Source organism: Psychrobacter sp. P11G5, assembly GCF_001593305.1.
GTDB lineage: Bacteria > Pseudomonadota > Gammaproteobacteria > Pseudomonadales > Moraxellaceae > Psychrobacter.
The window spans coordinates 2,150,413-2,164,635 of the sequence record NZ_CP012533.1 but is presented as its reverse complement, the minus strand read 5'-3'; the positions used below and the strand labels follow the sequence as shown (position 1 = coordinate 2,164,635).

Annotated in this window: 9 protein-coding genes; 2 read left to right on the top strand and 7 right to left on the bottom strand. The window is 42.4% G+C overall.

Annotation, left to right across the window (positions count from 1 at the left end; genetic code table 11):
• Positions 1-22: 22 nt before the first annotated feature.
• Complete coding sequence (gene murU, locus AK825_RS08705; RefSeq protein WP_068036331.1) at positions 23-751, top strand: N-acetylmuramate alpha-1-phosphate uridylyltransferase MurU; 729 nt, start codon at positions 23-25, stop codon at positions 749-751.
• An 86-nt stretch (positions 752-837) separates the two neighbouring features.
• On the opposite strand, the gene AK825_RS08700 is transcribed toward murU, so the two are convergent.
• The 7 genes from AK825_RS08700 to AK825_RS08670 form a co-directional block, all read right to left on the bottom strand.
• Positions 838-1,017: a hypothetical protein gene (locus AK825_RS08700; RefSeq protein WP_068036329.1), complete on the bottom strand. Its 180-nt coding sequence runs from the start codon at positions 1,015-1,017 to the stop codon at positions 838-840.
• Positions 1,018-1,050: 33 nt separating this feature from the next.
• Entirely contained in the window at positions 1,051-2,067 is a 1,017-nt protein-coding gene (gene cydB / locus AK825_RS08695) for a cytochrome d ubiquinol oxidase subunit II (protein WP_068036327.1), read from the bottom strand.
• Positions 2,067-3,560, bottom strand: a complete 1,494-nt coding sequence (locus AK825_RS08690) for a cytochrome ubiquinol oxidase subunit I (protein ID WP_227514157.1) — start codon at positions 3,558-3,560, stop codon at positions 2,067-2,069. Before AK825_RS08690 ends, cydB begins: the two co-directional genes overlap by 1 nt.
• A gap of 482 nt (positions 3,561-4,042) precedes the next feature.
• Positions 4,043-6,496, bottom strand: coding sequence for a hypothetical protein (locus AK825_RS08685; RefSeq protein ID WP_068036323.1), 2,454 nt, complete (start codon positions 6,494-6,496; stop codon positions 4,043-4,045).
• 336 nt (positions 6,497-6,832) lie between these two features.
• Entirely contained in the window at positions 6,833-7,927 is a 1,095-nt protein-coding gene (locus AK825_RS08680) for a hypothetical protein (protein WP_068039254.1), read from the bottom strand.
• A gap of 317 nt (positions 7,928-8,244) precedes the next feature.
• Positions 8,245-8,883 (bottom strand): 2-polyprenyl-3-methyl-6-methoxy-1,4-benzoquinone monooxygenase, encoded by a 639-nt coding sequence (gene coq7 / locus AK825_RS08675; RefSeq protein ID WP_264753655.1) that lies wholly within the window; start codon positions 8,881-8,883, stop codon positions 8,245-8,247.
• 139 nt (positions 8,884-9,022) lie between these two features.
• A complete protein-coding gene (locus AK825_RS08670; protein ID WP_068036320.1) occupies positions 9,023-10,366 on the bottom strand; it encodes an MFS transporter in 1,344 nt (447 codons plus the stop codon).
• 347 nt (positions 10,367-10,713) lie between these two features.
• Here AK825_RS08670 and AK825_RS08665 point away from each other — a divergent pair, with 347 nt between their 5' ends.
• Complete coding sequence (locus tag AK825_RS08665) at positions 10,714-14,169, top strand: BamA/TamA family outer membrane protein (RefSeq protein ID WP_068036318.1); 3,456 nt, start codon at positions 10,714-10,716, stop codon at positions 14,167-14,169.
• Positions 14,170-14,223: the final 54 nt, after the last annotated feature.

The window sequence follows — 14,223 nt, the reverse complement described above, 5'->3', positions numbered from 1 at the left end:
ATGATTTTAATAAGGAGCGTGCATGTCTGTTATAACGCAAGCAATGATTTTGGCTGCTGGCAAGGGAACACGTCTGCGTCCATTAACTCTTGAGACCCCCAAACCTTTAGTTGAAGTCGGTGGACAGCCGCTAATTGTCTGGCATATTAAGGCGTTACAAGCAGCGGGCATCACTAATATTGCTATCAATGTCTCATGGCTTGCTGACAAGCTAATGGATACACTGGGCGATGGGTCGCAATATGGGGTGAATTTGCATTGGTCAGTTGAAGATAATGAGCCTTTGGAGACTGCAGGCGGGATTTTTCAAGCATTACAATCAGGTAAATTGCGAGATGAACCTTTTATCCTAGTCAACTCTGATGTCTGGACAACGTATGATTTTGCGCAATTGCAAGACTATACGCTGAGTGCCGATCAGCGTGCACATCTATTATTAATTGATAATCCAGAACATAATGATGGTGGTGACTTCGCTATCAATAATGGTTTGGCCAGTGAGAATCCAGTTGGTGATGCTGACAAATATACCTTTGCTGGTATTAGCGTAATGTCTCCCAGATTGGTTGATGGACTGATAACGGGGCAACCAGCGGCACTAGCGCCATTGCTTAAGCAGGCGATGATTAAGTTTCAGATTACCGCTGAAGTGATTAAAGATAACTGGATAGACGTTGGTACGCCTGAGCGTCTAGAGCAAGTAAATGATTTTATTAACAGTAAAGGCGCGGATAATCATTATGGCGCTTGACTAGTACGATAATGAAAGAAGTTTGATAATAAAAAGCAGCGCTAATCTTATGATCAGCGCTGCTTTTTTATCACATAAATAATATTTTAAACGCCCATCGCCAATTTGATTAATTGGGCAATAGTAAAGATAACTAAAAAACCTGCTAGATATAAACCAATGAACCATGCCCATTGGGATTGTTTCTTACTAAGCTTTCTCATGGTGACCACCCAATTTGCGTTTTGATTGTGGCTGCTATCATTTAGTACAGCAGCTACAATCATTCTAATTTATCCATTGCATACTACTATTATTGATTAATACATAGGATTATGATCAGATTTACCTTTAAAGGTATAATACGCAAAAGCGGTGTAACTTAAGATAATCGGCAGCATAATAACTGCACCAATCAGCATAAAGGATAGTGAGGTATCGGCAGCGGCAGCTTCATAAATCGTCATCTGATACGGTACTATATAAGGGAATATAGCAAAACACACACCGATATAACCCATCAAAAATAGAGCGACCGTCAATAAAAATGGACGATATTCACGCTCAGTATTTAAGTCCTTACGCATTAAGAAGAATAGCAGTAATACAATAATTGGCATTGGTGCAAGATACAGCAAACCTGGGAAGCTAAACCAGCCTTCAAGAGCATCGATATCTGAGAAGAACATAGATATCGTGACGGCAATCATCGCGGCTACTAATGCCATTAGCATCCAGCCAGAGACTTTGCGCGCCCAAACCTGTAATTTATGTTCAGTTTTGATAATCAGCCAAGTAGAGCCCAGTAACGCATAACCGATAATAAGTGCAAACCCGCACATAATTGGGAAAGGCGAGAACCAATCAAAAGGGCCGCCGGTATACAAGCGGTTGCTTGCCTCTAACCCTTGAACCAATGCACCAAGCATAATTCCCTGAGAGAAAGTAGCTACCACAGAACCTACAAAAAAGAAGGTATCCCAGACATGACGGCGTGAGGAAGCTTTAAAGCGAAACTCAAACGCCACTCCGCGCATAATAAGACCGAATAGCATTGCGGTAACAGGCAAGTAGAGACCCGTCATAATAATACCGTAAGCAACTGGGAAAGCGGCAAACAAGCCACCACCGCCCAATACTAGCCAAGTCTCATTACCATCCCAAAACGGTGCAATAGAGTTCATCATCCGGCTACGGTTTTTATCTGAGCCCGCAAAGGGGAACAAAATGCCACAACCTAAGTCAAAGCCATCAAGCAGTACATAAATAAAGACAGATAGAGCGATTAGTCCGCCCCAGATTAAAGGTAAATCTAATACATCACCGTAGTTAAACATTAGCGCAACCCTCCATCTTCTTTATCATTCGCTGGCGTATCAAGATCTTCAGAGTCATGTTGCTCCATCTTTTCACTGGCATGGCTATCACCACTAAGCGTACGACCTTGACCCTCAGTGATAGAATGCTCATAAAAGTTGTCATCCGCAGGGTCTTCATACGGTTTAGGCCCTTGAGCAATCAAGCGTAGGATATAGAAACTACCCGCACCGAAAACAAAGATATACAGCACGATAAAGCCAATCAGCGTTGTTGCCACTTGCTGTGCAGCAACGGGTGACATACTTTCAGCAGTACGAATCACGCCATATACCGTCCAAGGCTGACGACCAGTTTCGGTAACGAACCAGCCAGCAAGCAGAGCAATGAAACCAAGAGGCGTCATCATCATCCATGCACGGTGGAACCATTTACTTTCAGGATTGAACTGCTGTTTTTTAAAGTATTTATAGAGGCTAAATAATCCTACTAACACCATCAGCGTTCCAATACCTACCATAACGCGAAACGACCAAAATACGATAGGGACATAAGGCTGGTCCTCTGGGGCCCAGTTCTTAAGCCCTTTAACTTCGCCATCTAACGAATGAGTTAAAATCAGACCAGATACATAAGGTATTTTGACTTCATAATGGTTTTTTTGTGCCTCTTGGTCTGGAATAGCAAACAGGATTAATGGCGCACCGCGCTCATCTTCCCAAAGCCCTTCCATCGCTGCAACTTTAGCAGGTTGATGTTCAAGAGTATTTAAGCCATGCATATCGCCAATCAATACTTGTGCTGGGGCGACAAAAATAGCCATGACCATCGCCATACCTAACATAACGCGGCCATGCTGACGATGTTCGGTATGCTTTTTAGACTGAATATAATAAGCACCGATACCACCAATCACAAAGGCAGTGGTCAAAAATGCTGCCGTCATCATATGTGCATAGCGGTAAGGAAATGAGGGATTAAAAATAATCTCAAGCCAGTTGGTTGGATAGAGTAGACCGTCAGCGCCCATCATAAAACCCTGCGGCGTTTGCATAAAGCTGTTAGCCGCCAAAATCCAAAACCCTGAAATGAGCGTACCAATGGCTACAATAGCGGTCGATGCAAAGTGCATGCGCTTACTGACTCGGCCCCAACCAAATAGCATAATTCCTAGGAAAGAAGCTTCTAAAAAGAACGCGGTCAGAACTTCATAGGCGAGTAGAGGACCTAAGACGTTACCAGCTCTGTCTGAGAATACTGCCCAGTTGGTTCCGAACTGATAGGACATGACCACGCCCGATACCACGCCCATGCCAAAAACAACGGCAAATATTTTTACCCAATGTTTATAGACTTCAGCGTAAATAGGCTCGCCGGTCCTGAGCCAGCGAAATTCAAGCACTGTCAGAAAGCTGGCAAGTCCGATAGAGAAGGCAGGAAAGACAATATGAAAAGAGATAACAAAAGCAAACTGGATGCGCGCTAGCATTAGCGCATCCATCTGATCAATCATAAACGTAGCGAACATAAACGGTTACCTTTACCTGTTAGCTGACTAGCGATAGCTTCCATGATACGCTCAAGTAACTGTCCGTAATCAGTAGTACGAGCATTACGGGCAATAGCCAATTGTTATTTAGCTACAAATGACATTCAGCTAAGAACGTCTTAAATAAAGATATCTTTATTTAAGACGTTCTTAATTGCAGTAGATAACTTATATCCTTATAAATTAAAGTCATTTGTCTATAAAATCAGTAGATTAATATACATTAACGTGCATATATTATGCGCCACCATAGGTACACACGCAAGCTGTGCATAGTAAGCGTCATTAACTCAATGACTACTAGTCCGTCATTAATAACTACCAATAATTAAGGGGTGTTTTACCTATAATCAAAGCTCTGAGAAAGACTATCAATGTCGACTAGAGCTATGAATAGTTTGCTACCATCAAAAGCATAACAAGCTATTCATGATGCTAAGTGAAGGCTACTGTTGTAGCTGTTTATGCAAGATGCGTCGCAACGTCAAAATAGTTTGCGGGTTAGCTTGGATACTATGACCACCACTGATTACGGTTTCGGAGGCAGCACCATCGAGATGGGCGCTAGTATAAGGCACAATGCCATCGGATAAACGCTCAGTGAGTGCTTGACTAATATCTTCATCCACCATCACCGCTGCTACAAGTGGCGCGCTCGGTATAGAAGATGTATCGGTCTCACCATTTGTACCTGATTTTGTCGCTTGGGATAAGTCTATCCTAGCTCCACCGGGCTGCATTCTTGCCAAGCCTTGAGTGATATCTGTATCATTATTGGCAATAATGGAGTGATAAGTAATACGATCGTTGATAGTGATGTCTTTAGTCAACTGAATAAATGAGGACTTGTTACTCAGTTGACTTGCACCATTTTGCAGATATAGCGCACCTAACGGGTTCTGTGCCAAATCACCTTGAGTTGCAATAGTAGCTAAATTATCAGTAACGGTTTTTACTAAGCTTATTGGCAAATATATAATACGCCGTAGCGCACGGGTAAACCAGCGGTCTGCATAATCAGTACCCTGAAATGGTGCAGACAAAAATACAGCGGTATCAACCTGTGGTAAGGTTTGCAGCTGAAAACGCTTACGAATCTCTTCCTTACCAAAAGCCTGTCTGAGAGTCTGATCAATTTGACGTTTTGCGCTATCTGAAATTAAATTCTTATCATCTAATGCGTCGAGATTTTTTGCCAAATTGTCGTCAGAGAGCATCATACGAGAAATGATAGCTCCCATACTGTGGCTGACAATCACGCTGTTTTTACTAGCGCGATTTTGTCCGTTAGGATCTGTTTGTTGATAAGTGGTTTCAAGAAGCTTTTGAATCTGATAGCGATTTTCTAGAATAGGCAGGTTGGTCGGATAAAATATTTGCCATACTTGATAGTTGTCACGTAGCTTGTCATCACTGAATATATCGTTGGTTAAGTTAACCCATGTCGCAGGACTGGAAGCTAAGCCATGTATCATGACAATCACACGCTTATTAGGATCATAAGGTTCAAGCATAAATAGTTTAGGCAGTGTTGTTTCTTGACGCCGCGTCAGTAAGTTCAAATAACCGACACCGTCAAGCTGGTTCTCTGCCAACCACAGTCCATAACCTGCAGAAAAGTTAGCGGCAAGCGGATAGTCATTACCAAGGATATTGACGCTGTTACTACGATAGGGGTTATATAAGTGAATATCGAGCTGATTGCTACTAAGTACGTCAAGCACACTGTCACCTATTGGCTTTACCACACCGGTCATAAGTAGATGCCCAGTAGGATAGATGCGTGTACTCGTTTCGCTATCTTCCATGCTACCGTTGCTTGCCATTGCAGATAGCTTACCTGATAGCGATGAAGCTAATAGTTGGCGGATAGTAGTCGTATAACGGTCATCCAGTGAGGCAACCAAGCTGACACCAAGACCTGGACGCTTACTGACTGAGTTTAGTCCCGTCAAACGCAGCTCATAAGTTGAAGTCAAATCAGCAAGTGCAGAAGCTTGCTTATGTGCGTTTTGTAGATAGTTGTTTTCATTAGGTAGATAAACGTTGAGGTCATAGTTGTCGACTTGGATATTCATGACGTTAATCTGATCAGTAGGCTTACCACGCAACGGCGCTCGATTGGCAATTGCTGCCTTGTTACTAGTATCAATCGTAGCATTGGTTGGCAGGTACTTTATTTTGGTATTGTCCATCATGCTATTTGAAGAGTCTGTTGAATGATATAACTGTGTAACAACGCTGTTAGTGGCCGCATTATAGACGTCTTGAGTTTGGATATCGATATCGGTTGGAATACGTTGGGGTTGGCGCACGACAGTTTTGTCAGTACTAGCCTCTTCAAAATCGTGGGTTAAGCTATCATAAAATAAATAAGTATAACTAAGTTTAATCGCATCAAAAAGCCGCGCCTGATAGCTGTTGACACAGGTGTTGGTATTTTGCTCTTGAGTATCTTTTTGCTCTGCTGTCAAAGGAGCATTAGCGTAATAAGGGTCAAGGGGTGGTCGTGATAAAGCCTGTTGACAATCTGCTGAGTTAGCAAGTTGAAGCGCCTTTGCATAATGAATCTCAGCGTAGACAGCAAGTGCGGTTCTATAGTGTTCGTTGAGTATGCTATCGGTTAATTGTGCTAAACATTGGTCAAAATACTGTATGCAGGCTTGCTCATTGAGACCGGCAGACAATAGGGTGGCAGAAGTAGCCGTACTAAGCTTATTTTCAGTAACGATACTACCACGCTGGTTTTTAATGGTTTTTGCCTGAGTTTGCTTGTTGACTGAGACTGTACTACAGGCCGTCAATAGCATCATGGTCGCTGCCATTGCTACTGGCGCAATAGGCATGGGTTTTTTCTTAACATATGCTGACATGACTGCAGTAAGACTGGCAAATGACATAGAAGACCTCAGTAGATGGATTTTGTAAAATAACGCTTTCAATAAGTGCTTCTATAACGAATGCCCATATACTTACGAGTGTAGCGTACCTTGTGCGCTTACACTATATGCATTAACTGTTAACGTTTAAATCTTAATTATTGAACGGCGGAGGCTGATAGAAGTAATGGCTAATATTATGGTTTTATAGATAGTTTCTTAAGACAGATATCTTAGCCCACAAAAAAGCGCGTTTGTTTTATGATTGATGCAATATCAATATAAAACGAACACGCTTTTTAAGGTAGCTCTTTATTTAATAATATAGATCAACGGTATGTATTTATAACAATAAATCTAGGTAATTGGAGAGTTCGGTTTAACGTTGATGTTCGGTGCCGGTAAGTCCCAGATGTAGAATTTGCCATCTTCAATCAGCTTGATCTGTTGACGAATGATGCTATTGTCCGGCACTTGTTGTTCGAGTCGACGTAGGCGATCTAAGGCTTCGTTACGGCGATCGCTCAATAAGTCTGACTGAGCTAGGCTTTGTTCTGCTTCGGTATAACCAAGTGAAACAGCCTTGTCCAGATACTTTTTCCCTTCTTTAAACCCACCACCTTCCGATAACATCATGCCATATAGGAAATTGGCTTCACCACTGTCAGGTTTGGCTTTGATAGCGCGATCGACATATTTACCACCGCGAACGGCAAAATCTGAACCCAAGTCTAAGTTACGACCCATACCGTTAAGTTTTGCAGCACGCAAGAGTACATCGTAAGAGGCATTAGGTGCACTGGCGTACGGTTCAATCCACTCGGTCATTACTTTGATTTTTTCGCGAGCATAGTGGCGCTGTGAGCGGTTAGGGAAGTTCGGTGGATAATGACGCGCGTTAGGTGACACTTCTTTAATAAAGTCATCAAGTAAACTGACATCAAGTTTGTCTGTACCAAGCCCCGTTGTCTGCGGAATCAATAACGTAGGCACAAAACTGATATCTGAGATACGTACTTGTGGCGTTGGAAAATTGCCCAGCTGACCACCGCTAATGTCAACACCAGTACTAGTAATAGGACCACGTTGATAAACTTGCGTGGCACCTGTAGGTTTCGGAGTTACAGGAACCACAGGTGTGTAAGGGGTTGGTTGAGCTGGCGCAGCTGCACTGTTTTGCTGGGGCGTAGACTGAGCGGTAGTTGGGGTAGTAGCATCGGCTTCAGGAAGGCTTGGCTGTACACTACTGATAGTTGCATTTGGCTGTGCACGGCGAATAATGCGTTTGCTTGAGTCAATAGCACTCGGTGCGCTGGTACTGATTGCCGGTGCAGCAGTCGTATCAGGGGTCGCAGCTAAGGCAGGAGCTGAAAGCATCATTGTGCAAGCCGTTGCTAGGGCGGTTAGAGTAGCAAATTTATGGTGTTTATCGTGACTTATGGGTTGGCTCATGGCAATCGTTACCTTGGTTGTTAATAAGTTATTTTTAATCAATGATGTTCCATTAACATCTGCAATACTGCATGCAGTTAAAACGTTTGGCTAATAAAATATGCTCAGTGCTATAAAAACTGATGAAAAACTGTACAAATTTTTTATACCCTATCAAACTAGCATCAAGCCTCTCAATAGTAGGATTGTTAAAAATCCTACAGATTAGCTTCAGTTATCAGAATTTTGAAGTACTTTATCGACTAAAAGATTTTATGAGATTTTGAATTTTTAGCGGGCTATTTTGATTGTAAAATATATTTTTTGACTTTACACCTTTATAAATGATAAGCAGTGGCTTTCATACGATTGGCCATCCAGCGCATGGTATGGCGAATAGGGGGCGATAATGCTGTACCGCCGCTATTGATTGCCAGCTCCCGATGATGTAGCTCTTCAATATCCATCTGTGCCAGTATCTCACGCGAGCGCTTATCTTGGATGGGTAGCTGTCCTATATGATCTTGCAAATGCTCACTAACTTGAGCTTCAGTTTCAGCGACGAAGCCTAAGCTAAACTCATTCGAGATAGCACCAGCAACCGCGCCAAGACCAAACGACATGCCATACCATAATGGTGTAAAGACACTAGGATGACTACCCAGCTCTTGCAGACGAGTCTCACACCACACCAGATGATCTACTTCTTCCTCAGCTGACTGCTGCATGGCTTGCTTCACGCCATTATCTTTTGCACTAAAAGCTTGCCCATGATATAGCCCTTGCGCGCATACTTCACCAGTATGATTAATACGCATGAGCCCAGCCACGTGCCGTGCTTCAGTGATACTCAGTTCAGGAATAGTATCATCGCTGACAGGTAGCGGGCGAGTACTAGGATTGGAATGTGGAACGACTGCCCGTAGCGCCTTGTCGACGCCAAGTAACAGATTGTCTATCTTAGATAAGGAACGCAGTGCCATGATTAGCTCCTGATGTAGCTTTGTTTCGTTAGTGTCTTAATTCAATTTTGCAAAAATAATAATTCATTACTATAGCAAACAATATTGATTATCGGCATGAAAATTCTGTTAGAGCGATATTATCTACACTGCATTAGTCTTGCCTGCTGAATGAGTCATCATCGTCAGTTTGCATGACAGCCTGCCTGAGATGTTTATTGAGCTTGGTATATAAAAACACACCAAAAACAATATTAAGTATGCCAGTGACCAAAAACAACTGTGGCAGCGACATATTTAACGTATTTAATACTACGATAGCAAATATGGCAGAGGTGACCATAAAAATAGCATTAAAAATATTATTGGCACCAACAATACGCGCACGATGGCTTTTGGGTGCATAAGCTTGCATAGATGCATATAAAGGCACGATATAAAGGCCGCCACTAAAGCCCAAAAAGAATAAATCAGCAAACACGCGCCAGCTGCCATTTATACCAAATAAATCGCTAATACCTAATAATGCTTCAGAATTAACGTTAATATCTAGACCTGATAAGGAGAAATAAAGGTCAATAGCAAAGATACTTAAGCCTGCAATACCAAAAGGTAATAAACGCAAGCTAACTTGGTTCTTGGTTAAGCTTTTGCATAGTAATGAACCGATAGAAACCCCAACGGAAAATAGGGTTAATAGGAAAATAACAACGGACTCATCACCATGTAAGATGACTTTGCTAAATTCAGGCGTTTGGGTCAAGAATGTTGCACCATAAAACCAGAACCAACTATTGCCTAAAATTACAAAGAACAAAAACGGCAAAGAATATAAATAGCGCACTGTGGCCATACTGGTGGTAAAAATATTCCAATTAATAGTTAGGTTAGGCTGCATTGCTGGCATGATGGGGATAAAGCGCGCTGCTACATAGCCTAGTATTGCTACCAACACAACCGTTACACTAATCCAATAAAGCGACTGCGGCAATTGCGTCAATACGCCAGCGATAATCATACCAAGCAAAATAGCAAGGGAAGTACCCATCTGAAACAAACCATTGGCACCGACTAGCTCGTCTTTTTGCATTGCCTGGGGTAGATAAGCATATTTAATCGGACCAAAAAAGGTAGAATGCGTACCCATCAAAAACAGCGCCACGAATAATAGCGTATACCACTCAAATACAAATCCTATGGCAGCGACCGTCATAATAACCAGCTCAAGTAGCTTCACAAAGCGAGTTAGTTTGGATTTTTCAAATTTATCTGCGATTTGGCCAGCCAATGCGGAAAACAAAAAATAGGGCAAAATAAATAGCATCGCTGCCAAATTATTTAAAATACTCACTTCTACGCCGATTTGACTGGCAGCGGTATAAGTCAAAACTAAGATTAACGCTTGCTTAAAAATATTGTCATTAAATGCACCCAAAAACTGGGTAAAAAACATAGCGTTAAAGCGACGACGCTTAAATAATTGAAACTGATTTGCCATGTGGACTCCTACAAGCGGCCAGCGTCTAATGCATAAAGTGGGCTAAACATAAGCAACACAAGGTGCTTCTATGTTATATAATTATGAATATTATCAAAAACTTATCGAAATATAAGATAGGTTTTATTATTTTTAGACCGTATAATAGCAAGGCTTTGCTATAAATACATGCGCTAGATGCTATGATTTGATAATTAACTAAGCTATGATTTGTAAGTTTGACATGCTTTTATCGACGTTGATTATAAGCACTATTAATTTTAAATGTGATAAGTATATTCACCGGTAAGTATAGGCGGTATCCATCGTCAGTATAAGCATGCCGCGTGAGGTGATAGGAAATAAGTATGATAAGACAGCAGCCCTCAACGCAATCAGGCAACTTGTCAAACTTGCCGCGTACCTCTTTTACTCGCTCAACACTTTTTACTGCGCTGGCGAGTGCGTTAGTCGGTTTTGGCGCAGCATCTCCTGCCATTGGTGCTGATGATGTTAATACAAACACCGATGGCTCAGCTCAGCTTTCAAGCTTGTCCAAATACAATGCTCTAATGTCTGATCAAGAGACCGAGCTTGATGCCGCTTTAGATGCGCTACGCCTAAAAAAAGCAGTAGAGCAAGGTGTTATTGATCAATCGGTATTAGATGATTATAGTGAGCAAAGTTTAGGTGGGAAGTCGCAAAAGTCTTTATCAACCAAACCCATCAAGCGTAACCCTAACGTCTCAAAAAGCTCAGATAGCTTAAATGATGTGGATATACTGCAAGCCAATATACCCGATGATAATCTGTTAGAGCAGGCAGCCACAGTGCAGCAGCAAGGCTATCAGATGATGACGCCTGAACAGATTGAGCGTGAACTTGCTGCGGTAGATGCAGAGAATAATCAAAACGATTCTGAAGGTAACAATTCTTCAAGCAATAACTCTTCAAGCAACAATAGTAACAATGCTAATGATGGTTTTGATAATCCTGTCGCGACTTTAGATAGCCAAGAGATTCCTATTGGTTTAGATCCAAGCCTAGATGCGGCAAGTTTACCAGCGCCGACCAATCTTGATACCCTTGGACGTGTGCAAAATGCTGCAGAGCGTGCTGAGACGGCTGAAATCCTGTCACGTCCGCTTGATGTGAGTGATTCTGTTGGCAGTGGTAATGTAAAGGATAGCCAACAGAGCCCTGCTCAAACTCTCGCACAGCAAGACAGTGATATGGTGACTGGCGCTGAGGACACTATCGCTGGTATCAAGGCTGAGGCAAGTACAGGCAAATTACCTATCCAAGGCGAAACGGTAGGGCAGCAAGAAGGTGCGCAACCCAAGGCCTTGAATCCTGATGACTATTTACCTGAATACCAAGCTGTCTCTGAGACGCAGGCAGTCACTGACAGTATCGTGCAAGCCTCTAAACCTTCGCGCAAAAACGGTAATATTGTCAAGCGCCTATACAACCGTTTGTTTAACGGTGGGGTAATGGCGTTGCCAAACGTAGAAACGACTATTTACTTACAGCAAGCTGCCACTAATGATAATGCTCAGCCAAAATTGATCAAGGCTGACGACGACAGTCAGCCAATCAATAACATCAAAGCGGCACTTGATGATACGAACGTGCAATCTGTTGCTGATTTTACCGCCGCCTTACCACGTCTACGCCAAACTGCATTAGATGCCGCGCGTGCAGTTGGTTATTACGATGTTACCCTACGCCTGCGCCAACCAACTATTGATACTATTGACGTCATTATCGAAGAACTTGGTGAACCTGTGCGCGTTGATAGTCGTATTGTAGATATTCGCGGTGAAGGTATCGAACAACCTGAATTTCAAGCGCTCGGAAAAGATATGCCGCCACAAGAAGGAGATATCTTTAATCATCGTGTTTACAAAAACAGCAAAGCCGCACTTGAAGCCTTAAGTAATACCTATGGTTATTTTGATCAATACTGGTTAAACAAATCCGTCGATATCATTTTGCCGGACAACACAGCTGATGTTTCACTGGTTTACAATACTGGTAATCGTTATGATTTTGATGAAGTGGTGTTTTTTACCTACGATGAGGCGACAGGAACTCTTACACGAGATCCTGAAAAACTTCCGGTTGAGACTTCATTATTGAAACAGATGTTTGACTTTGAAGCAGGCGATCCGTTCTATCGTCCGGCCATTACCAAACTTGGTAATGACTTATCAGCGACCCGTTATTTTAATACCGTCAACGTTGAGACGATATTGCCACCGGATGAGCTCAGCGAAAGCAGCACCTTAGCTTTTGATAATACTCCGATAGATGTTGATAATGATGGCATTATAGATGATGATGTCGACAGTACGGCTAATGTTAACTCTTCTGATAACGGCAATAGTGGCGAGTCGGCGATGAATACCGTCAATGCTCAAAGTGCTGACGATAATGTTGATAGCAGCGATGATGTCGAGAACAATGGTGATAACATTGAAGCCAATAGTGGCGCTACTGTAGATGCAATGGATGTTGCTCCTATTGAGTTTGAAGTCGATCAAGAAACGCAAGACAAGCTGCTAGCTATCAAGCGTAAAGCAGATCGGTTAAGTGGCTTGCCAGATGATCGGCTGCTCGATGAAAAGACGCAAGAAGCAGATAGTATTCTAGGAAAAATCAGTGACTCCATTAGTAAAGTTGCCAAAAAGATCTTCCCTGATGAAGAAAGCATACTGGCTGATGAAAACTTTGTACCGCCTACACTTGCAGGACGTAAAACACCCCAGCAAGTTCAAGAAAGTAAAAAAGTACCACTGTATGTCTTTGTCTATGCTGATAAGCCACGTGATGCGCAAGTAGGTATTGGTTATGGCACAGACACAGGTGTGAGAGCGACTGCTAAGATAGACTATAACTTAATTAATCGTAAAGGTTATCAAGCAGGAGCAGAAACTGAGATCTCACGAATCAATAAAAATGTTGCCGTCTATGCCAGTCGACCATGGAAACATCCGCTCAATGATAAGCTAGAGGGACGTCTTACTTATGAAGAAGAAGTGATCGATCAGGGCGAAGGTAACTTTGATTTATCCACCAAAACGCTAAAAGCAGCATTAGCCCGTAATATTCGCCGCGAGAACGGCTGGAATCGTAGTTATTCTGTGCGCTATCGCTTAGATGAGCTGGAAACTGGCGTTGATGATACTAAGTTGGATGATCTGCCTATACGTTTTACCTCCTCTAGGCCTACGCAAAAGGCACTGCTATTTGGCTATGGTATAAATAAAACGGATGTCGATAGTGCTACTAATCCGACTCGCGGTATACGTCAATACTATGCTATTGAAGCAGGAGCAGATAAGGCGCTTAGTGATACTGATTTGGCTATAGTTCGCGCTGGTGTTAGTGGTATCTATAGCTTCGGAGACTCTAATAAGCATCAAGTGCTCGGTAGTTTAAATACAGGGTATATTTGGGCAGATGATTTTTATGAAGTACCTTATAAGTTGCGCTTTTTCGCTGGTGGCGATCAAAGCATTCGCGGTTATGATTATGAAAGCTTATCGCCATTAGAAAATGGTTATCTAACGGGCGGGCAAGTACTAGCAGTCGGTAGTGCCGAGTACAATTATGAATTTATTCCTGGCTTTCGTGGTGCAGTATTTACCGATGTAGGTAATGCTTATGATAAAGACTTTGAGACTGAAACCAAAGTCGGTGTCGGTGTCGGTATTCGCTGGGCATCGCCTGTGGGAATCGTACGTGTAGATGTCGCTGCTGGCGTGACAGAAGATAGTGTTCCAATTAGACTACATTTCTTTATTGGCTCGCCTTTATAGCTGAAATTATAGACTTAATCGTCAACGTATAGGTTAAGTCGATCAAACTAGAAA

Excerpts from the sequence above, each read along its gene's own strand:
- murU (WP_068036331.1), top strand. The coding sequence starts at position 23 with ATGTCTGTTATAACGCAAGCAATGATTTTGGCTGCTGGCAAGGGAACA.
- AK825_RS08700 (WP_068036329.1), bottom strand. The coding sequence starts at position 1,017 with ATGATTGTAGCTGCTGTACTAAATGATAGCAGCCACAATCAAAACGCA.
- cydB (WP_068036327.1), bottom strand. The coding sequence starts at position 2,067 with ATGTTTAACTACGGTGATGTATTAGATTTACCTTTAATCTGGGGCGGA.
- AK825_RS08690 (WP_227514157.1), bottom strand. The coding sequence starts at position 3,560 with ATGATTGATCAGATGGATGCGCTAATGCTAGCGCGCATCCAGTTTGCT.
- AK825_RS08685 (WP_068036323.1), bottom strand. The coding sequence starts at position 6,496 with ATGTCATTTGCCAGTCTTACTGCAGTCATGTCAGCATATGTTAAGAAA.
- AK825_RS08680 (WP_068039254.1), bottom strand. The coding sequence starts at position 7,927 with ATGAGCCAACCCATAAGTCACGATAAACACCATAAATTTGCTACTCTA.
- AK825_RS08670 (WP_068036320.1), bottom strand. The coding sequence starts at position 10,366 with ATGGCAAATCAGTTTCAATTATTTAAGCGTCGTCGCTTTAACGCTATG.
- AK825_RS08665 (WP_068036318.1), top strand. The coding sequence starts at position 10,714 with ATGATAAGACAGCAGCCCTCAACGCAATCAGGCAACTTGTCAAACTTG.